This window comes from Nonomuraea sp. NPDC052116 (assembly GCF_040680035.1).
GTDB lineage: Bacteria > Actinomycetota > Actinomycetes > Streptosporangiales > Streptosporangiaceae > Nonomuraea > Nonomuraea angiospora_A.
In genome coordinates, this window is sequence record NZ_JBFAWA010000010.1 from 306,929 (window position 1) to 329,064 (window position 22,136).

Consider the following 22,136-nt stretch of genomic DNA (forward strand, 5'->3'; position numbering starts at 1 on the left):
CGACTTAAGCGGGCCTGGCGGGGTAGGCGGCGGGAAACCGCTTCCGAGGAGGCCATGATGCCTGAGCGCGATCTTCAGTACCTGACCGAGCTGGCCGCGCAACTGCGGGTCGATTCCGTGCGGGCGGCCGCTGAGGCCGGGTCCGGCCATCCGACATCGTCGATGTCGGCGGCCGATCTGATGGCCGTGCTCTTCGCGTGCCACCTGCACTACGACTTCGAGAACCCGGACAACCCCGCCAACGACCACTTGATCTTCTCGAAGGGGCACGCGTCCCCGCTGCTCTATGCGCTCTTCAAGGCAGCCGGGGTCGTCGACGACAAGGAGCTCCTGACGTTCCGCCGGCGGGGCAGCCGGTTGGAGGGGCATCCGACGCCGCGGCTGCCGTGGGTGGACGTGGCCACCGGGTCTCTCGGGCAGGGGTTGCCGGTCGGGGTCGGGGTGGCCATGGCCGGGCGGCTGGAGCGGATGCCGTACCGGGTGTGGGTGCTCTGCGGGGACAGCGAGCTCGCCGAGGGGTCCATCTGGGAGGCGGCCGAGCACGCGGGCTGCGAGGGGCTGGCCAACCTGACCGCGATCGTGGACGTGAACCGCCTCGGCCAGCGCGGGCCCACCCGGCACGGATGGGACACGGGGGCCTACGCGCGCAGGTTCGGGGCGTTCGGGTGGCACACGATCGAGATCGACGGGCACGATCCCGGGCAGATCGACTACGCGCTCAGCGACGCCCGCAACACGCGCAGGCGGCCGACGGTGATCCTGGCCAAGACGCGCAAGGGCGAGGGGGCCCTGGAGGTCGAGAACCGCGAAGGGGCCCACGGCAAACCGCTCAAGGACCCGGACAAGGCCATCGAGGAGCTGGGCGGCCGGCGGGACCTGCGGGTGGAGGTGCACAAGCCCGAGGCCCCGGCGGCGCCGTACCGGTTCGAGACCAGGCCGATGAGCCTGCCCGCGTACAAGGTGGGCGACAAGGCGGCCACCCGGACGGCGTTCGGGGAGGCGCTGGCGGCGCTCGGCGCGGCGCGCGGGGACATCGTGGCGCTGGACGGCGAGGTGGCGGACTCGACCAGGGCGGAGGCGTTCGGGAAGGAGTTCCCGGAGCGGTTCTTCGAGATGTACATCGCCGAGCAGCAGCTCGTGGCCGCCGCCATCGGCCTGCAGGTGCGCGGGTGGAAGCCGTACGCAGCCACGTTCGCGGCGTTCCTGACCAGGGCGTACGACTTCATCAGGATGGCCGGCGTGAGCAGGGCCTCGATCCGGCTCGTGGGGTCGCACGCGGGGGTGGCGATCGGCGAGGACGGGCCCTCCCAGATGGGCCTGGAGGACCTGGCGATGCTGCGGGCGGTCTACGGCAGCACCGTGCTCTACCCGTGCGACGCCAACCAGGCGGCGGCGCTGACTGCCGAGCTGGCGGACGTCGAAGGCGTCTCCTACCTGCGCACCACGCGCGGGGAGACGCCGGTCATCTACCCGCCGGACGAGCGGTTCCCCGTGGGCGGGTCGCGGGTGCTGCGGCACTCGCCCAACGACCGGGCCACGATCGTGGCCGCGGGCGTGACCGTGCACGAGGCGCTGGCGGCGGCCGACGAGCTGGGCGGGGCCGGGATCCCGGTGGGGGTGATCGACCTGTACTCGGTCAAGCCGGTCGACACGGCCGCGCTGGTCGAGGCGGCCACCACCACGGGCAACCTGATCACGGTGGAGGACCACCGGCTGGAGGGCGGGCTCGGCGACGCGGTGTCGGACGCGGTCAGCGAGCTCGGGCCGCGGGTGGTGAAGCTGGCCGTGACGGGCCTGCCCGGGTCCGCGACACCCGAGGAGCAGCTGGCCGACGCCGGCATCGACCGCCACGCGATCGCCGAGGCGGTCAAGCGGCTCCTGTGATGGATATGCCGGACATGAGTGCCGGACATGAGTGAGGGCCGAAGGGCGACATGCCCCCGGCCCTCTTGGCGCGGCCCCCTGAACGGGAACCTCCCGTCAGCGGGCCTTCGCCGTCAGCCTCCTGTTGGCCCTCCTGATGGCGTTCACCAGCTCCTGCTTGGTCATCTTGGACCGGCCGCGCACATCGAGCTTGGCGGCCATCTTCTGCAGGTACTCCCTGGTGGCGTTGAGGTTGACGCCCTCGGCCGTCTTGACCGTCCGGGTCATCGCGGCCTTGGCGGTCCGGGTGGCGGCCTTGGCGGTCCGGGTGGCGGCCTTGGCGGTCCGGGTCATCGTGGCCTTGCCACTGGTCCGGCCACTGGTCCGCGTCGTGGTCGCCTTAGCGGTCCGGGTCATCGTCGCCTTGTCGGAGGGGCCCTTCTTGGGCTCCCAGTGGTCGCCGACCTTCTCGAAGGATCGCTTCAGCGCGGCGAACGCGGTCATGTGGGCGCGCCGCCCCTCGCCGTACTCCTTCACGGCGTTGTCGTGCGCCTTGATCCACGTGTTCTGTGCCCTCTTCGGCGAACGTTTGATGGTCGACGGCAGCTCTTCAACAGCTGGCATGTCGATTCACCTCCTACAGCGGTGGTTCGTCGTAGCGGCGGCGTTCCTCGTACACGGTGGTCCTGCGGGCTTCAGGCTCCTCGTAGACCTCGTGACGGTGAACCGGCTCGTCGATGGGTCCGACCGCTCTACGGGTGACGCTGATCCTGTAGATGCCGAACAGGAGTCCGACGAGGCCGCCGAGCATGAGGATGACGCCCACTACGTTGATGTCGAGACCGGCGAGGTCGAACTCGACGGCCCAGGTGAGGATCGCGCCGAGCATGATGAGGATGATGCTTCCGGCGATAGTCATCAGATTTACCTCCTTGACACGGGAACCTCTATCCACATGTCGAAAAACAAACCAGTAGTACTGGTCGGGCTTATGGGCTCGGGCAAGTCGAGCGCCGGCCGGTTGATCGCGCAGGCGCTCGGGCTGCCGTTCAGCGACAGCGATCCGTTCCTTCAGGAGCGCTACGGCGGCACCGCCGCGCAGATCGCCGAACGCGAGGGAGCGGACGCCCTGCACCGGTACGAGGCCGACCACGTGCTGCACCAGCTGGCCGGCGAGCCGGAGGTCATCGCGGCGGCGGCCAGCACGGTCGAGTTCCCCGAGGTGCGCGCGGCGCTGGCCAAGGCGTTCGTGGTCTGGGTGGACGCCGCCGACGAGGTGCTGGCCCAGCGGATGAAGTCGAGCAGCCACCGCCCCGACTACGGCCCCGCCGTCATGCGGGCCCGCCGTGAGCCGTTCTTCCGGGAGGTCGCGGACCTGAGGTGCGACGTCGGCGAGCTGACCCCCGAGCAGGTGCGGGACGCGACGCTGCGGGAAATGGGTTTGCCCGAAGGCGATCGGCACTGATAGCCAAAGGGGATGTTCGCCGAGAAGCCCACCCTGACGGGTGACCGCGTGACCCTCTGCCCGGTCGGCCCGGAGCATGTCGACGGCCTCTTCGAGCTGGTCTCCGACCCCGAGGTGGGCCGCCTGACGGGCTCGCACGGCGAGATCGACCGCGGCGCCGCCCACCAGTGGTACGCCACCAGGAAGGACCACGCCGACCGGCTCGACCTGGCCATCATGGCCGCCGGCGAATACGTCGGCGAGATCGTGCTCAACGAGCTCGACCAGCACAACCTCGCCTGCAACCTCCGCATAGCCCTCATCGGCGAGCGCGCCTTCGGCAAGGGCTACGGCACCGAGGCCATCGAGCTGGTCCTCGACCACGCCTTCGCCACGACGCCGCTGCACCGCATCAGGCTGGGCGTCTACGCCTTCAACGAGCGGGCGCGGCACGTCTACAAGAAGGTCGGCTTCGTCGAGGAGGGCGTCGAACGCGACGCCCTGCTGTGGGACGGCGAATGGCACGACGCGGTGCTCATGTCGGTGCTCCGGCGCGAATGGCCGGCAAGATCCGGAAGCCTGGCATAATGATCATGACGCATGGGTCCCCCGAGGCGCGCGGGGGACCTGTGGCGTCTTTGGGACAACCATTGGGCAGTGGCGTGCATCTAAGCATCAGTGACGATGCGCTTGGTGCCCGGTGACCCCGAGAGGCTCGGCGGCTTCTGGCCGGCGGCCAGACTCGGCGCGGGCGGGCGCGGCGTGGTTTACGACGCCTACGACGACGAGGGCCGCCGCTTCGCGGTGACGGTGCCGCGTGGCCAGGTCGGTCGCCGGTTCGAGCGGGTCACCTGCCCCCATCTGGCGGAGGTGGTCGCCGTCGGCGACGACGAGGGCGTGCCGTACGTGGTGAGCGAGTACGTGGACGGACCTGACCTGCGGCGCGCGGTCGAACTGCACGGGCCCTACGCGGGCGACGAGCTGGTCGCGCTGGCCGGCGCGCTGGCGTCGGCGCTGAGCGCGCTGCACGAGGCGGGTCTGACGCACCGGGGGCTCAATCCGGAGAGCGTGCTGCTGGCCGCCGACGGGCCCAAGGTGATCGAGCTGGGCGTGCCGGCCGGCGGCACGTACACGTACACGGCTCCCGAGGTCCTGACCGGGCGCGACTCGGGGGCGGCGGCCGACGTGTTCGCGTGGGGCGCCGTGGTGCTGTTCGCGGCCACCGGGGACGATCCGTTCAGCGGGACGAGCCTGGGCGGGGTCATGCACCGGCTGCTGACCGTCGACCCCGACCTCGGCGTGCTGCCGGAGCCGCTGCGCGAGCTGGTCGGACGCGCCCTGGCCAAGGATCCCGCCGACCGGCCCGCCGCGCCGGAGCTGTGGGTCGAGAGCCCGGCCGACGTACGGCCGCCCGAGGGGCACGCCGGGCCGCGCTCGCTGGGCGAGGTGGCCGAGGAGGTCTACCTCGCGCTCACGCCGCGGCAGCAGGCGGAGGTGCCGGGGCTGCTGCTGCGCCTGCTCGACGGCGACAGCCCGCACGACGAGGGCGACGTGCTCGGCCCGCTCATGGAGGCGGGTCTCCTGGTACGCCGCAGCGTGCGCGTGGCGCCGACCGAGACGCCCGTGGGCAAGCTCGTCGCGGTCAGCGACCAGCGGGTGGCCCCGGCCAGCGCGGCCCTCTACCGGGCCTGGCCCCGGCTGCGCGCCTGGGTCGAGGACGAGCGCGAGAGCATGCACGTGCACCGGGAGATCCGCGACGCCGCCAGGAACTGGTCGGAGCACCGGCGCGGCAGGAGCCACCTCTTCCGCGGCCAGGCGCTCGACACGGCGCTCGCCTGGGCCGCGACCAAGCGCCGTCATCTACGCCTCAACCAGCTCGAACGCGACTTCGTCAACGACAGCGTGACCCTGTCCAAGCAGCGCAGGAGGCTGCTCACGCCCGCGCTGGCGGCGCTGGCCGCCGTGCTGGCCATCGCCGTGACGCTGTCCGTGGTGTCCGTGCACGGGCAGAACCAGCTGCGCGGGCAGCTCGTCGAGGCCAATGCGCGGGCCGTGGCCGCCCGGGCGGAGGCGCTGCGGTCGTCCGATCCGCGTACGGCGATGCGGCTGAGCGTGGCGGCCTGGAAGCTGTCGCCGGTGTTCGAGGCGCGGGCGGCGCTGCAGGCGTCGCTGGTGCAGCCGGAGCTGGGGGTGTTCACCGATCCCGCCGCCGACCTGCGGGCGCGTTACGTACTGCGCGGCGACCAACTGGTCAAATGGGGCACGGGTACGGTCGCCGTCTGGGACCTGGCCGGCGGGCAGCGGCTCGGCTCGTACTCGCTGCCGGCTGGGAGCGTGCTGAGCGACGACGGGAGGTTCGCGGAGGCGGCCGACGGCCGGCCGTTCGAGGTGTCCACGGGGCGCGCGCCCTTAGAGCCGGTCACCTACGCGATCGGCCAGGGCAACAGGACCAGGGTCTACCGGGGCGGGCGGCTGCTGTTCGACGTCGCCGACCGCCAGGTGGCGCTCTCCGCCGACGGGACCAGGGCCGCCTTCTCCAGCCTGAGCGGGCGGGTCGATCTGTGGGAGCTGGTAGGGCGGACCAAGACCGGCACCGTCTCGGTCCAGCCGCCCACCGGCGCGGACGCGGCGGCGCCCGCCCTGGCGTTCAGCCCCGACGGGGCGACGCTGGCCGTGGCCGGGCGCGACGGGATCACGCTCGTGGCGGCCAGGCCCCCGAGCCCCGTCATCCCCAAGCGGGCGACCACGCCGAACCCCACGGCGTCCGGAACACCCGAGATGTTCCGGGCGGACGGGCGCACGGCCCGAGAGTCGGTGCGCGGCGTCGAGGTGGTCGGAGCCGACTCCCTGGGGCACACCTCGGCCGACCCGCCCGCCTTCAGCCCTGACGGACGCCTGCTCGCGCTGCCGGGCGACGGCGAGGTCCGGGTCTGGAACGTCGCCGAACGCCGCCTCGCGGGCGCCTACCCCCTCCGAAACCCCGAGCGCGGCCTGGCCTTCTCCGCCGACGGCCGCTCGCTGCGCTACCTGAGCGGCACCGGCTCCGTCGTCTCGCTCGACGTCTCGGGGCTGCCCCTGCCGTCCGAGGACGCCCCCTCCGCCGCCTTCTCCGGCAACGGGCGGGTCGCCGCCAAGGAGGTCGGCGACTCCATCGAGCTCACCGACACCGTGGAGCGCAAGCCGCTCGGCCGCATCGCCGCCGCCGGCGACCTGGCCTTCGACGCCGACGGCCGGCTGCTCGCCGTCGCGGGCGACCCCGTGACCGTGTGGGAGGTGACCAGCAGCCGCCGGGTCGCCGCCATCGACGCGGGCGGCGACGTGCTCGCCGTGGCCCTCTCCCCCACCGGCGACACGCTGGCCACCGCGCGGGGCAGGACCCTGGAGACGTGGGACGTGCGCAAGGGGCGGCGCATCAAGGCGTACGAGGGCGCGGGCGACCTGGCGATGGCCTTCAGCCCCGACGGCTCGACGCTGGCCGCCGGCGCCAAACTCCTCGACCTGCGCACCGGCGCGATCACCCCGCTGGTCCTCGATCGGTCCGCCGACCCCGACGAGGACCCGCCCGCGCCGACCGCGCTCGCCTTCTCGCCCGACGGGCGCACGCTGGCGTTCGGGCTGGAGGGCGGGCACGTGCTCCTCTGGGACCTGCGCAAGGGGAAGGCGCGGGGCACCATCCAGACGGGGACGGCCCCGGTGGACGAGCTCCGCTTCTCCCCCGGCGGCGACCTGCTGGCCATCGACGCAGCCCGTACCTCGCTCTGGGACGCGAGCACGATGCGGGAGGTCGGCCAGGCGGGCTCGTGGGCCGCCGGGCCGGCCTTCACCCAGGACGGCAAGCGGCTGCGCGGCGTCGGGCCGGACGGCACCGTACGCGAGAGCCCGGTCGATCCCGGGCTGGCGGCGCAGGCGGTGTGCGCCAGGGCGGGCGGGTCGCTGAGCAAGGCGGAGTGGACCCGGCTGATCCCGGAGAGCGGCTACCAGAAGATCTGCTAGTCGCTCGCGTACGTCTTGACCACCTTGCCCTGGAGGTTGGCGACCAGGTAGCCCGAGCTGTACTCGTCGGACGCGTAGACGAGCAGCACCTGGCGCGGGGTGGCGAACGCGTAGTCGGGGTCCACGATCAGATAGCGCGAGGTCGGCTTGGCGACGCCGAGGTCCTTGTTCGCCTTCTTCAACAGGGCGGGGAGGGCGTCCCAGTTGTACTTCTGCAGGTCCACGAAAGGCTTGCCGCTCATCTTGCCGCCGGCGCTCGAGCGGGTGATCTCGCCGTCGCGGTAGAAGTACGTGTCATAGAGCTCTTTGTCGCGCCTGAGCGGTGCCTCGATCGACGCGTACGTGGGGTAGACCGTCATCCTGACGACCTTGGTGTCGCCGAGCTCGGTCTTGATCTTGGTGATCAGGGCCCGCATTCCCGCAGGGGTGTGCAGGTTGCCGGGCGTGGCGGGCGTGCTGTCGCGCGGGGACTCGGGATCGGTGCGTTCCACCTCTGAGGAGTCCTCCGAGGTGGAGCGCACCGTTGGGTCCTTCTTCGTGGTGCTCCTCGACGCGGAGGGGATCAGCTGCCACACCAGCACGCCCGCCACCGTGACCGCGACGGCCGACGTCACGATGCCCACGGTGAGGCCGCCGCCGCCGCGGCGGCGGCGGCCGTGCATGGTGGTCGCCTTCGGGATCGGCGCCGGACCCCACGGGGGCTGCTGCGGCGCGTGGCCGTACCCGGGCGGCATGGTCTGCCCGGCCATGGGCGGCCCTGGGTGACCGGCCCTGGGCGGGACCGTGTAGGCGGCGTGCGGCCCGGGCATCCCGGGACCCGTCGCGTGACCCATCCCGGGGCCCGTCGCGTGACCCATCCCAGGACCTGTCGCGTGACCCATTCCGGGGCCCATCGCGGGGCCCGCCGGGGCGGGGCCCTGGGCGTGCGGGCCTGGCATCGCCGGAGCGGGAGCGGGTGCGGGTGGCATCGGGGGCGGGGCCGCGCCGGGGTCGGCCGCCGAGGCCAGCATGCGGTCGAGGGTCTCGGCGTCGGGGCGGCCCGCCGGGTCACGCCTGAGCAGCGCGCTCAGCACGGGGGCGAGCGCCCCTGCGCGCTCCGGCGGCGGCACCTCCTGGTTGAGCACCGCGGCCAGGGTCGCCAGCGTGGTGCTCCTGCGCAGCGGGTGCCGGCCCTCCACCGCCACGTACAGCATCATGCCGAGCGACCAGAAGTCGGAGGCCGGGTCGCCCTCGACGCCGTTGATGCGCTCGGGCGCCATGTACTCGGGCGAGCCGATGAACGACCCGGTCGCCGTCAGGCTCGTGGACTCGCGTACCGCCGCGATGCCGAAGTCGGTGAGCACCGACCGGCCGTCCTCGCGTAACAGCACGTTGGCGGGTTTGACGTCGCGGTGCTGGATGCCGACGGCGTGCGCGGCCCGCAGCGCGGACAGGACCTCCCGGCCCAGACGCGCCACCTCCTGCGGCGACATGGGCCCGCGCTGGATGCGGTCCTGGAGGGAGCCGCCCGTGACCAGCTCCATGACGATCCACGGGTAGCCCTGCTCGCCGGGGTCGACGATGTGGTGGATGGTGGCCACGTGCGGGTGGTTCAGCCGGGCCAGGGCGCGGGCCTCGCGCAGCACCCTGGCCCGCAGCTCGCGGGCGCCCGCCGGGTCGTGCTCGTCCATGGAGGGGTCGGGCGGGCGTACTTCCTTGAGCGCGACCTCGCGGTGCAGGGCCACGTCCCAGGCCCGCCACACCAGGCCCATGCCCCCGCCACCGAGCCGCTCCGTGAGCTCGAAGCGGTCGTCGATCACCCGTTTGCGCATGCAGAGCAGCGTAGGGCCGACCCGCTGCCCGCGCCATCGGACCCCGGCAGTACGGGCATCACGCGCTTATCGCCAGCGACCCCGCTTCGACGCCGTACCGGAAGGGCAGGCCCTGGGCGTACCTGGACAGCTCGTCGAGCGCCTGGTGGGCCAGACGGGACAGCTCGCCGCCGAGCGACCCGGCGATGTGCGGGGTGAGCAGGACGTTCGGGAGGTCGAAGAGGGGCGAGTCGGCGGGCAGCGGGTCGGGCTCGGTCACGTCGATCACCGCGTACAGCCGTCCACTCGCCAGCTCGGCGACGAGCGCGTCCTGGTCGACGAGCGCGCCCCTGGCCGTGTTGATCAGCGTGGCGCCGTCGCGCATGCGGGCGAGGCGGGCCGCGTCGATGAGGTGCCTGGTCTCGGGGAGCGAGGGTGCGTGCAGGCTGACCACGTCGCACCGCTCGATCAGCTCGTCCAGCCCGACGTGCGGCACGCCCAGGTCCTCCGTCAGGTACGGGTCCGCCACGAGCACGTCGAGCTCGAACGGCCGCAGCAGCTCGATCACCCGGCGGCCGATCCTGGAGGCCCCGACGATGCCGACCGTGCGCCGGTAGTTGCCGAACCCGGGGAAGCGGCCGTCCACGTCGATCCGCGCCCGTCGCTCCCGGTAGAGCGCGGCGATGTCGAGCACGCGCTTGTTGGCGAACAGGATCGAGGCCAGCGTGAACTCGGCCACCGGCTCGGCGTTGGCCGCCGCGGCGGACGACACGACGATGCCGCGCTCCCAGCACGCCTCGGTGACGTGGTGCTTCACGGTGCCGGCGGCGTGCACGATCGCGCGCAGCCTGGGCGCCCTGGCCAGCACGTCCGCGGTGACGGGTGGGCACCACCAGCTCGTGTAGAGCACCTCGGCGCCGGCCAGCGCCTCGGCCACGGCCGGATCCGCGAAGTCCTCGGCCACCAGGCCGGGGTCCACGTCGGCGATGCCGACCAAGCGGTCGCGCACCTCGCCGGTGAAGAGCCGGGCCGCCACCGGTCGACCCATGGCCAGCAGCGTCTTCGGCCGTGATTCGCTCATATCGCTCCCCCCGCAATCAATACGATCGAATCGATCATAACGAAGGGGGTGCGGACGACTCCCGGGGCCTGAGTTCGGGCAGCAGCGCCACGTGGCGGCCGACCGGGGCGGCGCCCGCGGTGAGTCGGGCGATCAGCAGGTCCACCGCGCAGCGCCCGACCTCCTCCTTGGGCGGCGCCACGGCGGTGAGCGAGGGTGAGCAGAACGCGGCCACCTCGTCGTCGTAGGCGACCAGCGACACCTCGCCCGGGATGTCCACACCCGCCGCGACCAGGTGCCTGACCAGCGTGAGCGCGTCCTCGTCGTTGTGCACGAGCAGTCCCGTCACGCCCCGGTCGCGCACCAGGCGCAGCACGCCCGCCACGAGCTCGTCGGTGCGGTCGCGGTCGATGACGATCTCCGCGGGGGTGTCCAGGCCCAGCGCCGAGGCGCCCGCCAGCAGACCCGCCCGGATCCCCGGCGTGGTCGGGCTGGGGAAGGCGACGAGCGCGAGCCCGCGGTGGCCCAGCTCGGCCAGGTGGCGTACGGCGAGGTAGGCGCCGTGGGCGTGGTCGGAGGCGACCGCGTCGAGCGTGGCGGCCGGGCCCGCCGGCTCGGCCCGGCGCTCCACGAGCACGGCCGGGACGCTCAGCCCGGCCAGCCACTCCACGTGGGAGCCGTCGGGCTGCCTGCTCGGGGTGAGCAGCAGGCCCTCCGCGCCGCCCTTGACGAGCTGGCGCACCTGGGCGCGGTCCTCGGCGTCCTCGTACCGGGAGATGCCGAGCACGAGCCGCGCCCCCGCCCTGGCCGCCTGCTCCTGGGCGCCCTTGATCACGGCCGGGTAGTAGTAGTGCGCGGTCGGGACCAGCATGCCGATGGTCAGCCCGCCGGCCCGCGGGGCGGGGGCCGCGGCGGGCAGCGTGACGCCGCCGTGCACCCTGGTGAGCAGGCCCTGGGCGGCCAGGTGCTCGACGTCCCTGCGCAGGGTGACGGCGGAGACGCCCAGCGCCTCGGCCAGGTCGGCCACCCGGGCCGAGCCGCGGTCGCGAACCTGGCGGAGGATGAGCCTGTGGCGCTGCTCGACGGACATGCCTCGATCCTATGCCTTTCGAAATGATCGTTTTAGTTTCGTTCGATCAAGAGCTGTTGAGGTCCGGAATCGACCTCAATACCCCCTACCTTTGACCTATGGACCCCCTCATCAGCCGCAGGGCGCTCAACCGGGCCACGCTCGACCGCCAGCACCTGCTTCGCCGCACCGACAACTCCGTGGTCGAGGTCGTGGAGCGCCTCGGCGGGCTCCAGGCGCAGACCCCGCACACCTGGTACACCGGCCTGTGGAACCGGGTGGAGGGCTTCAAACCCGCCGACGCCGCCGACCTGCTGCTCTCGCGCGAGCTCGTACGCATCGCGCTGCAGCGCGGCACGATCCACCTCGTCTCCGCCCGCGACTGCCTGGCCATCCGGCCGCTGCTGCAGCCCGCCATCGGGCGCATGACCACGTCGACGTTCGGCAAGCGGTGGCAAGGGGTCGACCTGGACGAGCTGGCGGCGGTCGGGCGGGAGTTGCTGGAGGAGCGGCCCATGACGTTCGCCGAGCTGGGCCGGAACCTGGCCGAGCGGTGGCCGTCGAACGATCCGCACGCGCTCGGCCAGGGCGTGCGGTGGCTGGTGCCGCTCGTACAGGTGCCGCCCAGGGGCGTGTGGGGCAAGAGCGGGCCCATCGCGCACACGAGCGCCGAGTCCTGGCTGGGCTTCGAGGTGCCGCCGATGACGGCGGCCGAGCTGGTGCGGCGCTATCTCGCGGCGTTCGGGCCGGCGTCGGTGATGGACGTGCAGACGTGGTCGGGGCTGACGCGGCTGGGCGAGGTGGTGGACTCGCTCGACCTGGTCCGCTTCAGGGACGAGGCCGGCCGGACCCTGTACGACCTGCCCGACGCCGTACGGCCCGACGAGGACACCCCGGCGCCGGTGCGGCTGATGTACGACTTCGACAACCTGTTCCTGTCGTACGCCGACCGCTCACGGGCCATCTCCGACACGGGAGCGACCGCCCTCCAGGGCTTCATGGGCACGAACGTGATGCCGCGCGTCATCCTGGTGGACGGCTTCACCGCCGGGGACTGGACGGTGGCCCGCGCCAAGGGCACCTCCACGCTCACCATCCACCGGTGGATGCCGATCCCGGTCCTGGAGGAGGTGGAGGAGGAGGCGCGGAGGCTGCTGGAGTTCCTGGCGCCGGGCGACAAACACGAAATCACGGTCTCCGACGGCGCCTCCAAGCCCTGACGGGAAACGGCATGGTCTTCGCTGGATAGCGCTTCGCGCATTGGAGCTCAGGCTGTGAGTTTGGGGGGCGCGGCCCCCCAAACCCCCGCTCGCTTCGCCGATTCGTCAGGCGATCAAGTCTCAGCGAGTCGTCAGCCCACACGCCAGGAGTGCGATCTTGTCGGCAGAGTCACGAGAGCCGACGCGAAGATCGCCTACGAACCCCAGGGAATTACGCGACATTCCTTGCCCCAGGCGCGGAAGGCCTGGCGCACTGAGCCGCGGTCTAGGGAGCGTACGGGTCCACCAGGGGTGACGGGGTCCGGGCGACCTCCAGCACCTCCTCGGGGAAGGCCGGCCCGGTGGTGTAGAAGCGGGTGCGGGTCTTACCGACTGGGGTGAGCAGTTGGGCGGTGACCAGGTCGCGTAGGTCGCGTTGGGCTTGTTGAACGCTGAGGCCTTCGGCGCTCTCGTAGCGGGTGCGGCGGACGCGTCCGGATATCGCGGCATCGTGCAGCGCGGTCACCACGCGTTCGTCGAGCCGCCGTTGCCGGGCGAACTCCTCCAGCAGCACCCATACCCGATTAGAGCGCTCAAGGCGGGCTTTTACCGTTTGTCCCTGCTGGTGGTAGGCGGTGAGGTTGAAACGGATCCAGTCGGAAACATCCTGGTCCGGACGATAGGTCGCGCCGCGCCGGGCGAGCACAGCGTAGTACTCCCAGATGTTGCCCGGCCTGCCCAGCCAAGCCTCGATGGAGGAGAACTCCGGCGCGAGCACCCCGTCCCTGGCGATGATCAGGGTCTGCAGTGAGCGTGACATCCGTCCGTTGCCGTCGGCCCAGGGGTGGATCGAGACCAGGTGCAGATGTGCCATAGCTGCTCTGATGAGCGGGTAATCACCGTTGTCGGTGTTGAGCCAGTCGCAGAACTCGCGCATCAGGCTGGGTACGTCCAGCGCCTCAGGAGCCGTGTAGGCGGCGATGCTCGGATCACGGGCGTCGGTGACGTAGACGGGACCCTTGCGCCACCGCCCGGCGGGTTTGCGCACGGTGTGGCGGTGACCCTGGAGCATCCAGTGGAGCGCGTTGAGGAAGCCCGCGCTGTAGCGGAAGTCCTCGACGTCGTGGAGAGTCTGGATGTAGGTCATCATCCGCTGGTAGGCGAGGGTCTCTTCGCGGTTCTCTTCCGAGACATCCACGTCCCTCTCACCCTCCATCAGGTCTTCCACGTCGATGGTGGAGACCTTGAAGCCTTCGATGGAGTTGGAGGCGGCGACCGCGTCGGCGGTCAGAAACTTCCGGAGCCCAGCGGTCCACTTGGTGGGTGTGGCGCGAACCTGATGATGCAACGCACTTCGGGCTGCCTCGATCTCCTCGAGGACCCGACCGTCTTCCGCGGCGAGGGACGGCGTGGCATACAACATGCTGCCATAATAGATTGACGCAATCATTGCGTCAATCTATTAGCCATGCGGCAAGGCCGATCGCGAAGGCGGGTGGCGCGGCCACCGGGACGAGCAGAGCACCCGGGCTCGTGCCGGGTGGAGACCAGCAGCCCGGCGTGGGCCCCCCGCCGGGGTGGCACCAGGGCCGTTCCGGGGGCCTGACCTTTACCTTTGGGCTCGTAAGAGAGACCCTCGAAGGTAGGGAGGTGTCTTCCCATGGAGTACAAACAGTGGAACATACAGATCTGGATCAGTGAGGACGACGAGGACGCCGTGACCACGGCCACGGCGGTGCTGTTCACCGCGGACGGCAAACGTCACGAGAGCGTGGCACACGCCCGACGCAATCCCACCGACCGCCCGGTGCCCGGGATCGGGGACGAGCTGGCCGCTGGGCGGGCCCTGTCCAACCTGGCCTCGAAGTTGATCGAGGACGGCGCGGACGACGTGGCCCAGCTGGCCGGCACGGCATAGTTCAGAGCAGCCCGGCGGCAGCCAGGAGCTTGCCGATCCGGCCTACCTCGTCGTCATTGAGCGGAACCTGCGGGAGCGCGGTGATCGGGCAGTCGATGACACCGCGTAGGTGAAGCGCGGCTTTGAAGGCTCCGAGGCCCGACGAGCTGCCGCCCATGCGTGAGCCGCCTACACGGACTATCTCGAACAGCCTGACCAGGCGCTCCTGCTCCGCCCTTGCCGCCTGCCAGTCACCCCGGGAGGCGCACTGGTAGAGCTCGACGTACCCCTGCGGGTCCACGTTGCCCAGCCCGGGCACCACGCCGTCCGCGCCCATCCACAGCGCCGAGTCCACGGTCACCTCGGACCCCGTGAGCACGCTGAAGGGCGCCTCGCGGCTCAGGATGACCTGGCGCAGGCCGCCGTCGTCGCCGCTGGAGTCCTTCACTCCGGCCAGCGCGCCCTCGGCGGCCAGCCCGAGCAGGAGTTCGGCGCTCAGTTTGGTGTGCACGGAAACCGGCAGATCGTACGCGTAAACGGGCAGCCCGCCCCGCGCGGCGATGGTCCGGAAGTGGGTGCGGATCTCCTCCGGATGGGTACGCGTGTAGAACGGCGCGGTCGCCACCAGCCCCGACACCCCCGCCTCGGCCGCGACCCGCACGTGTTCGAGCACGCGTGGCGTCGTCATGTCGATCACCCCGGCCAGCACCGGCACCTGCCCGCCCACGTGGCCGACCACGGTGTCCAGCACCACCCGGCGCTGCGCGTCCGTCAGGTACGCCACCTCCGACGACGACCCCAGCACGAACAGCGCGTCCACGCCCCCTGTCAGCAGGTGGTCGACCAACCGGACCAGCGAGGCGGCGTCCACCTCGTAGTCAGGGGTCAACGGGGTGCAAACCGGGGGAATGACGCCGGTCAAAGTCATGCGCGCTCCTGGATCAGCTCTACATCAGTTGCTCCCGCCGCCACCGGGTGGTGGCAGTGGAAGAGGTGGTCGCCTTCGGTCTGCGCCGCCGGCCAGTCCTCCGCACAAAGGTGGTCTGCCCGCCAGCACCGGGTGCGGAACGGGCAGCCGCTCGGTGGTCTGGTGGCGGAGGGCACCACGCCCACGAGCGGGATCGGGTTGATCGGCGAGATCAGGCCCGGGGTCGCGGAGAACAGGGCCCGCGTGTACGGGTGGCGGGCGCCCATCGGCACAGTCCGCGCGGGCGCCTGCTCGACGATCCTGCCGAGGTACATGGTGACCACGCGGTCGCTCATCCTGCGTACCGTCTGGATGTCGTGCGAGACGAACACCAGCGCGAGCCCGAGCCGTTCCTTCAGGTCGAGCAGCAGGTTGAGGATCTGGGCGCGGACCGACACGTCGAGCGCGCTGGTGGGCTCGTCGGCCACGACCAGGTCGGGTTCGAGCGCGAGCGCCCTGGCCACGGCCACGCGCTGGCGCTGCCCGCCGGAGAGCTGGCTGGGCAGCGCGTCGGCGGCGCTGGCGGGCAGGCCCACCAGGGCGAGCAGTTCGCGTACGCGGGCGTCGCGCTGGGCGGGGGTGCCGCGGCGGTGCACGTTGAGCGGGTCGCGCAGCACCTGCCTGACGGGCAGGCGCCGGTTGAGCGCCGTGGACGGGTCCTGGAAGATCATCCCGACGCTGGAGCCGATCAGCGCGCGCCGCTCGCCCTCCTTCAGCGCCCACAGGTCCTTGCCGCGGAAGGTCGCGCTGCCCTGGGTGGGCTGTTGCAGGCCGACCAGCACCCTGGCCAGCGTGGACTTGCCGCAGCCCGACTCCCCCACGACCCCGACCGTCTCGCCGGCGCTCACCGTGAGGTTCGCCGCGGTCAGCGCGTGGACGCGGTCCCGCGAGAACAGGCCACCCGAGCGGGCCTTGTGCACGACGTGCACATCCTTCAGCTCAAGCATGCTGCTCACTTCCTACGAGCGCCGGGTGATGGCAGGCCACCGCGTGCGTGGTGTCCCCCGTCAGCACCGGAGCCTCGGTACGGCACACGTCCGTGGCCATGGGGCACCGGTCGGCGAACCGGCAGCCGGGCGGGAAGTCGGCCGGGGCGGGCACCACGCCGGGGATCTGCGTGAGCCGCTCGGCCCCCGACTCCAGCGACAGCACCGAGCCCAGCAGGCCGCGGGCGTAGTGGTGGGCGGGCGCGCCGACCAGGGTCGCCGTGGCGCCGGTCTCGACGATCTGGCCGCCGTACATGACGACCACGCGGTCGGTGACGTCGGCGACCAGCGCGAGGTCGTGCGAGACGAGGATCAGCGCGAACCCCAGCTCCTCGCGCAGCTTCAGCAGCAGCTCGATGACCTGCGCCTGGACGGTGACGTCGAGCGCGGTGGTGGGCTCGTCGGCGACGATCAGCTTCGGGTCGCGCGACAGCGCCATCGCAATCAGCACCCGCTGCCGCTGGCCGCCCGACAGCTCGTGCGGGTAGGCGGACAGAGTGCGGCGGGCGTCGAGGCCGACGAGTTCGAGCAGTTCGGCGGGGGTGCGCCGGCCGCCGCGGCGGGTGAGCTGCTTGAGCTGGGCCTTGATGGTCATGGCCGGGTTCAGGGACGAGAGGGCGTCCTGGTAGATCATCGCCATCTCGTGGCCGAGCAGGCGGCGGCGGGCGCGGCGCGACTCCGCGAGCAGTTCGCGCTGGTCGAAGCGGACGTGGCCGCTGACGCGGGCGTTGCGCGGCTGCAGGCCCATGATGGTCAGCGCGGTCAGCGACTTGCCGCAGCCCGACTCGCCGACCAGGCCGAGCACCTCGCCCGGGTGCACCTCGAAGCCGATGCCGTCCACGATGTCCACACCGTCCGCGAACCCGATCCGCAGCCGTTCCACCGAGAGGATCGGTGGCCCCTGCGGGAGCGGGCGGGCGCGTTCGGCCAGCCTGCGGGCGGCCTCGGCCAGCCCGGGGAGCTCGACGACCTCGCCGGAGCCGGGCCTGGCCCGCTCGAACGCGTCGTCCTTCTTCGCGACCGCCCTGCGGGTGGCGGGCGCGGCCCAGGCGTCGGAGATGCCCTCCGAGAGGATGTTGAGCGCGAGCACGGTCAGCAGGATCAGCAGGCCCGGGAAGACGGTGGCCCACCAGCCGCCGAGCAGCACCAGGTTCTTGCCGTCGGCGATGACGCTGCCCCAGGAGGGGTTCGGCGGGCGCACGCCGGCGCCGATGAACGACAGCGACGCCTCGAACACGATCGCGTCGGCCACCATCACCGTGCAGAAGACCAGCACGGGCGCGGCGCAGTTGATCGCGACGTGCTTGACGACGATGTACGGCGTGCGCGCCCCGATGATCCGCTCGGCCGCCACGTAGTCCTCGCCGTACTGGGCGATCACGTTGGCCCGCACGACCCTGGCCACGGACGGCATGTAGAGAAAGGCCATGGCCATGACCAGCACCGGGATGCTGCCGCCGAACACCGCCACCAGCACGGCCGCCAGCGCGATGCCGGGGAAGGCCATGATGATGTCGAGCAGGCGCATGATGGTCTCGTCCACGGCCCTGCGCGAGGTGGCCGCGGTCGCGCCGACGATCGCCCCGGCCACCAGGGCGAGCCCGGTCGCGCCGAGGCCGATGATCAGCGACCAGCGGGCCCCGTACAGGAGCCTGGACAGGATGTCGCGGTTGGCGCTGTCGAGGCCCATCCAGTGCGCGGCCGACGGGCCGCCGCCGGTGACCTCCTGGAAGTACGGCGAGTGCGGCGCGATCCACGGCGCCAGCAGCGCGGCCAGCACGACCACGGCCACGATGCCGACCGCCAGCCACGACAGGGGCTTGAGGCGGCGCAAGGCCACGCCCGGCCGGGAGAGTCGTTCCGTCAGTCCACGTCTCATGCGGCGCTCCTGAGGCGAGGGTTGACCAGCAGGTAGAGGACGTCCACGACCAGGTTGACGACCATGAAGCCGACCGCGATGGTCAGCACCACGCCCTGGACGACGGCCGGGTCGCCGTCGCGCACGGCGTTGATCATGAGCTGGCCCATGCCGGGCAGGCCGTAGATGGTCTCGATGACGACGGTGCCGCCGATCAGGTAGCCGATGCGCAGGCCGAGCACGGTCAGCGGGGTGATCAGGGCGTTGCGCAGCACGTTCCTGCCGACGACCACGATCGGCGGCAGGCCGCTGCCGATCGCGGTGCGCACATAGTCGCGGTCCAGCTCCTCCACCATCGAGGTGCGGATGATGCGGGTGAGCTGGGCCGCGATCGGCAGCGACAGCGACAGCGCGGGCAGCGTCATCGACTGCAGCCAGCCAGCCGTGGAGTCGGCCGGGTTGATGTAGCCGCCCGTCGGAAACAGGCCCTCGCCGACGGCCAGGTACTGGATCATCAGCAGCGCCAGCCAGAACGACGGCGCCGCCACCCCGACCAGCGACACCACGCGGATCACCTGGTCCGGCCAGCGGTCACGGAACAGCGCCGCGGTGACGCCGAACACCAGCGACAGCACCACCGCGACGGCCAGGCCCAGGAACGTGAGCTGCAACGTCAGCGGCAGCGCGGTCGTGATGGAGTCCACCACCGGCTGCTTGGTGAGCACGCTGGTGCCCATGTCTCCCTGGGCCAGGTCGGCGACGAACCGGACATAGCGCAGGGGCAGCGGGTCCAGCAGGCCGTTCTCGACCTGGAACTGGTGGATCTGCTCGGGGGTCGGGTTCGCACCCTGGAAGTACGCGTACTCCGGCTTGCTGTTGGAGAAGCGCATCACGATGAACACGAACGCGACCACGCCGAGCAGCAGCGGGATCAGCATGAGGAGCCGCCGGAGCAGCATCCTGGCGACGAGCGTCATGTCCTCTTGGCCTGCAGCAGGTTGATGCCGGGGTAGGGCTGGGCGCGGATGCCGGACAGCTTCTTCGGGTCCCAGGCGGTCATCAGCTCATTGTGGACGACGGGGTAGAGGATGGCCTGCTCAGCCACAAAGTCCAGATATTTGTGGATAACTTCGGTCCGTTTGGCCTTGTCGGTTTCCTTGCTGGCCTCGTCCATCATCGCGAACAGCTTCTTGGCGTCCGCGGTGCCGTCCCAGTGGCTGTACTTCATCCACAGGCCGCCGGGCACGTAGTTGTAGTGCAGGATCAGGTCGGCGTCCATGCCGAACTGGTTGGGGTTCGAGGCGGCGGCGACCACCTGGTAGTCCTGGAACTGGTCCATCTTGGCGAACAACGCGGCCGTGTCCTGCGGCTCCAGCGTGGTCTTGATGCCGATGGCCTCCCAGGAGGCGGCGATGGTGGGCAGGCAGTCCGCGATCCAGCTCACGTTCACGGCCATGAGGTTGATCGTGAGGTTCTTGACCCCGGCCTCGGCCAGCAGCGCCTTGGCCTTCTCGGGGTCGTAGTCGTAGACGACCGAGGCCCGCTTGTAGGCGGGGTTGCCCTCGTTGAGAAAGGAGCTGGAGGCCGTGCCGTGGCCCTTGAGCGCCACATCGATCATCTTCTGCTTGTCGATCGCGTAGTGCAGGGCCTGGCGCACCCGTACGTCGTCGAAGGGCTTGGCGCCCGTGTTGAACATCAGGAACATGTGGTTCATGCCCTTGCCGCCCTCGACCGTCAGGCCCTGCTGCTTGAGCTGCTCGACGTTGGCGTACGGGATGTTGTCGGCGATCTGCGCCTCGGCCGAGCCACCGGAGATCTTGGCGACGCGGGCGGCGGCGTCCACGATCGTCAGCCAGTTCATCTTCTTGGCCGTGGCCGGACGCGGCCCGTTGTAGCCGTCGAACGCCTCGAAGGTGGTGTTGGACTTGGGGTTGTGCGCGGTCTGCTTGTACGGCCCCGAGCCCATCGTCATGCCGCTCTTGGCCTTGTCCCACGCGCCCGCCTGGCTGAACACGTGCTTCGGCATGATCTTGGCGATCGTCAGCCTGGGCGCGGCGTCGGGGAAGGGGAACTTGAAGACCAGCTCGACGTTCTTGTCATCGACCTTCTTCACCTCCTGGAGCCAGGACTTGAAGAAGTTGCCGGTCAGGACGTTGTCGGGGCCCAGGATCCGCTCGAAGGTGAAGACCACGTCGTCGGCGGTGACCGGCTGGCCGTCGTGCCACTTGGCGCCGTCTCTGAGCGTGAACTTCCAGGAGGTCGCGTTCAGGTCGGTGGGCAGGGCGGTGGCCAGGGCCGGGTAGGGCTCGCGCGTGATCGGGTCGGTGTCGAGCAACCCCTCGTAGATGTGGCTGATCCCCGCCATCGCGAACGCCGACGCGGTCTGCGTCGGGTCCCAGCTCTGGTCGTTGCCGTACCCGATGACGGCGGTGATCAGATCCTTGTTGGATCCGGCGCCGACCGATCCGGTCGAGGCCGGACCGCCGGAACACGCGGAGAGCGTCGCCGCGACGAACGCTGCCGCACCCGTAGCCCCGCTGTAACGCAGAAAGTCGCGGCGGCTGAACTCAGAGCTCACGGAATCCTCCTGGGACGTAGCACGTGGGACATCCCATGTCCTATCTTTGCCGTAACGTGGACGCTAGATGGTGCCACCGCTTGAGGTCAACAGAAGATTTCCGGAATGTTACATAGGGCGAAAGGAATTTTCATGGCCACAGTCCCGCGTCCGGCGCGGCCGAGCCGTGCCGTCGAGGCCCAGGAGGGCGTCAAGGACCTGATCGTCCGGCGTGGACTGGTGGCCGGAGACCCCCTGCCGACCGAGTCCGAGCTCATGGAGGAGCTGCGGGTCAGCCGCAACTCGATCAGGGAGGCGCTCAAGGCCCTGCAGGCGGTCGGGATCGTGGACATCCGCCACGGCTTCGGCATGTTCGTGGGCCGGATGTCGCTGGCGGGGCTGGTGGACGAGCTGACCTTCCACAGCCGCATCACGCTGCAGAACGGCAAGAACCACCTGGCCAACCTGATCGAGATCCGCGAGATCCTGGAGAGCGGCCTCGTCGAGCGCCTCATCGAGCTGGGCCCCGAGGTCGACCTGACGCCGGTCGCCGACGTCATCGCCAGGATGGAGGCCGAGGCGCCGGTCGGGCCGGTCTCCCCCGAGACCGACCGCCTCTTCCACGACCTCCTCTACCGCCCGCTCGGCAACCCGCTGGTGAGCCAGCTCCTCGGGGCGTTCTGGGACGTCTACTACCAGCTGCGCGACGAGCTGGGCGCGCCGGACGAGTCGCCGGGCGACGTGGTCAGGCGCCATCGCGACATCTACACGGCCTTGCTGGCCGGCGACCGGGATGCGGCCGTGGCCGCCGTGCACGCCCATTTCGAGGGTGTGCGCAACCGCGTGGCCAGGATCGGCGGCTAGTACGCGCTGAGCCGCTCCACGCGGGGATGCCAGCGCGTGCGCCACTCCCCGAACCACCGGGCGAACCAGGGGTGGGCGCCGGCCAGCGGCATGATGTAGGCCACGGTCTCCAGGTAGTAGCGCCGCTGGAACCGCCACGGCATCCGCTGCAGCTCCTGCACGTTGCTCACCCGGTCGGCCAGCTTCACGAACACCGCGTGCAGCGGCGCCTGCACGAGGGTGCTCAGGTAGTCGACCTTCGCGACCCCGCGCGGCTTGGTCACCCACCGCACGAGCTCGGCCACGCCGGCGCCGTACCTGCGCGCGATGTCCGCCTCGGTGCACGGCGTGTCCTCCAGCACGTCGTGCAGCAAGATCGCCACGAGCACGTCCCGGTCGGTCAGCTCGGCGCCGACCACGGCCACCTCCAGCGCCTCGAGCAGATGCTCCACGTACGGGCGCCCGGTCGGCCGCTGCTGCACCCCGTGCTGCGCGCGGGCGAACTCCACCGCGTCGCGCAGGGAATCCGTGGTCCCCGGCGGGAGCGCCTCGCTCAGGGGGCCTTCCGCCTGCGCCCAGGACGACCAGCTCGTGAAGATCTCCATCCCGC

19 protein-coding genes are annotated in these 22,136 nt (G+C 71.1%); 7 read left to right on the plus strand and 12 right to left on the minus strand.

What is annotated here, in order from left to right:
* Nucleotides 1-54: 54 nt before the first annotated feature.
* Nucleotides 55-1,884 carry a transketolase gene (locus AB0L65_RS22050; RefSeq protein ID WP_364248207.1) on the plus strand — a complete coding sequence of 610 codons (1,830 nt, stop codon included), beginning with the start codon at nucleotides 55-57 and terminating at the stop codon, nucleotides 1,882-1,884.
* A 96-nt stretch (nucleotides 1,885-1,980) separates the two neighbouring features.
* On the opposite strand, the gene AB0L65_RS22055 is transcribed toward AB0L65_RS22050, so the two are convergent.
* Together AB0L65_RS22055 and AB0L65_RS22060 are read right to left on the minus strand one after the other, a co-directional pair.
* Nucleotides 1,981-2,487: a ChaB family protein gene (locus AB0L65_RS22055; protein ID WP_364248208.1), complete on the minus strand. Its 507-nt coding sequence runs from the start codon at nucleotides 2,485-2,487 to the stop codon at nucleotides 1,981-1,983.
* A gap of 13 nt (nucleotides 2,488-2,500) precedes the next feature.
* A complete protein-coding gene (locus AB0L65_RS22060; RefSeq protein WP_192787484.1) occupies nucleotides 2,501-2,782 on the minus strand; it encodes a hypothetical protein in 282 nt (93 codons plus the stop codon).
* A 36-nt stretch (nucleotides 2,783-2,818) separates the two neighbouring features.
* Here AB0L65_RS22060 and AB0L65_RS22065 point away from each other — a divergent pair, with 36 nt between their 5' ends.
* The 3 genes from AB0L65_RS22065 to AB0L65_RS22075 all read left to right on the plus strand — a co-directional run bounded on the left by AB0L65_RS22065 (nucleotide 2,819) and on the right by AB0L65_RS22075 (nucleotide 7,300).
* A complete protein-coding gene (locus AB0L65_RS22065) occupies nucleotides 2,819-3,328 on the plus strand; it encodes a shikimate kinase (RefSeq protein WP_350728250.1) in 510 nt (169 codons plus the stop codon).
* Nucleotides 3,329-3,340: 12 nt separating this feature from the next.
* Nucleotides 3,341-3,895 (plus strand): GNAT family protein, encoded by a 555-nt coding sequence (locus tag AB0L65_RS22070; RefSeq protein WP_350728251.1) that lies wholly within the window; start codon nucleotides 3,341-3,343, stop codon nucleotides 3,893-3,895.
* A 105-nt stretch (nucleotides 3,896-4,000) separates the two neighbouring features.
* A complete protein-coding gene (locus tag AB0L65_RS22075; protein ID WP_364248209.1) occupies nucleotides 4,001-7,300 on the plus strand; it encodes a WD40 repeat domain-containing serine/threonine-protein kinase in 3,300 nt (1,099 codons plus the stop codon).
* Here the strand turns inward: AB0L65_RS22075 and AB0L65_RS22080 are convergent.
* Genes AB0L65_RS22080 through AB0L65_RS22090 form a run of 3 tightly spaced genes read right to left on the minus strand, consistent with a single transcriptional unit; the run spans nucleotide 7,297 to nucleotide 11,240 of the window.
* Nucleotides 7,297-9,111, minus strand: a complete 1,815-nt coding sequence (locus AB0L65_RS22080; protein ID WP_364248211.1) for a protein kinase — start codon at nucleotides 9,109-9,111, stop codon at nucleotides 7,297-7,299. The two genes, AB0L65_RS22075 and AB0L65_RS22080, sit on opposite strands and share 4 nt — an antisense overlap.
* Nucleotides 9,112-9,169: 58 nt before the next feature.
* Nucleotides 9,170-10,171 (minus strand): hydroxyacid dehydrogenase, encoded by a 1,002-nt coding sequence (locus AB0L65_RS22085; RefSeq protein WP_364248213.1) that lies wholly within the window; start codon nucleotides 10,169-10,171, stop codon nucleotides 9,170-9,172.
* A 34-nt stretch (nucleotides 10,172-10,205) separates the two neighbouring features.
* Entirely contained in the window at nucleotides 10,206-11,240 is a 1,035-nt protein-coding gene (locus AB0L65_RS22090; protein WP_364248214.1) for a substrate-binding domain-containing protein, read from the minus strand.
* Between the two features lie 98 nt (nucleotides 11,241-11,338).
* Between AB0L65_RS22090 and AB0L65_RS22095 the strand changes: the two genes are divergently transcribed.
* Complete coding sequence (locus AB0L65_RS22095; protein ID WP_364248215.1) at nucleotides 11,339-12,439, plus strand: winged helix DNA-binding domain-containing protein; 1,101 nt, start codon at nucleotides 11,339-11,341, stop codon at nucleotides 12,437-12,439.
* A 265-nt stretch (nucleotides 12,440-12,704) separates the two neighbouring features.
* Here AB0L65_RS22095 and AB0L65_RS22100 read toward each other — a convergent pair whose 3' ends face one another.
* Nucleotides 12,705-13,868: a Fic family protein gene (locus AB0L65_RS22100; RefSeq protein ID WP_364248216.1), complete on the minus strand. Its 1,164-nt coding sequence runs from the start codon at nucleotides 13,866-13,868 to the stop codon at nucleotides 12,705-12,707.
* A gap of 210 nt (nucleotides 13,869-14,078) precedes the next feature.
* Here AB0L65_RS22100 and AB0L65_RS22105 point away from each other — a divergent pair, with 210 nt between their 5' ends.
* Entirely contained in the window at nucleotides 14,079-14,336 is a 258-nt protein-coding gene (locus tag AB0L65_RS22105; RefSeq protein ID WP_185067965.1) for a DUF1876 domain-containing protein, read from the plus strand.
* A 1-nt stretch (nucleotide 14,337) separates the two neighbouring features.
* Here the strand turns inward: AB0L65_RS22105 and AB0L65_RS22110 are convergent, their stop codons facing one another.
* Genes AB0L65_RS22110 through AB0L65_RS22130 form a run of 5 tightly spaced genes read right to left on the minus strand, consistent with a single transcriptional unit; the run spans nucleotide 14,338 to nucleotide 20,704 of the window.
* A complete protein-coding gene (locus AB0L65_RS22110; protein WP_364248218.1) occupies nucleotides 14,338-15,243 on the minus strand; it encodes a dihydrodipicolinate synthase family protein in 906 nt (301 codons plus the stop codon).
* Nucleotides 15,240-16,229 carry an ABC transporter ATP-binding protein gene (locus AB0L65_RS22115; protein ID WP_364248219.1) on the minus strand — a complete coding sequence of 330 codons (990 nt, stop codon included), beginning with the start codon at nucleotides 16,227-16,229 and terminating at the stop codon, nucleotides 15,240-15,242. Before AB0L65_RS22115 ends, AB0L65_RS22110 begins: the two co-directional genes overlap by 4 nt.
* Nucleotides 16,222-18,147 (minus strand): dipeptide/oligopeptide/nickel ABC transporter permease/ATP-binding protein, encoded by a 1,926-nt coding sequence (locus AB0L65_RS22120; RefSeq protein ID WP_364248221.1) that lies wholly within the window; start codon nucleotides 18,145-18,147, stop codon nucleotides 16,222-16,224. Before AB0L65_RS22120 ends, AB0L65_RS22115 begins: the two co-directional genes overlap by 8 nt.
* Nucleotides 18,144-19,103, minus strand: coding sequence for an ABC transporter permease (locus AB0L65_RS22125; RefSeq protein ID WP_364248223.1), 960 nt, complete (start codon nucleotides 19,101-19,103; stop codon nucleotides 18,144-18,146). The genes AB0L65_RS22120 and AB0L65_RS22125 overlap by 4 nt, the downstream gene beginning before the upstream one ends.
* Complete coding sequence (locus AB0L65_RS22130) at nucleotides 19,100-20,704, minus strand: ABC transporter substrate-binding protein (protein ID WP_364248225.1); 1,605 nt, start codon at nucleotides 20,702-20,704, stop codon at nucleotides 19,100-19,102. Before AB0L65_RS22130 ends, AB0L65_RS22125 begins: the two co-directional genes overlap by 4 nt.
* Before the next feature lie 132 nt (nucleotides 20,705-20,836).
* Here AB0L65_RS22130 and AB0L65_RS22135 point away from each other — a divergent pair, with 132 nt between their 5' ends.
* Nucleotides 20,837-21,547, plus strand: coding sequence for an FCD domain-containing protein (locus AB0L65_RS22135; protein WP_364248227.1), 711 nt, complete (start codon nucleotides 20,837-20,839; stop codon nucleotides 21,545-21,547).
* On the opposite strand, the gene AB0L65_RS22140 is transcribed toward AB0L65_RS22135, so the two are convergent.
* Nucleotides 21,544-22,131: an HD domain-containing protein gene (locus AB0L65_RS22140; protein WP_364248228.1), complete on the minus strand. Its 588-nt coding sequence runs from the start codon at nucleotides 22,129-22,131 to the stop codon at nucleotides 21,544-21,546. The genes AB0L65_RS22135 and AB0L65_RS22140 overlap by 4 nt on opposite strands.
* Nucleotides 22,132-22,136 lie beyond the last annotated feature (5 nt).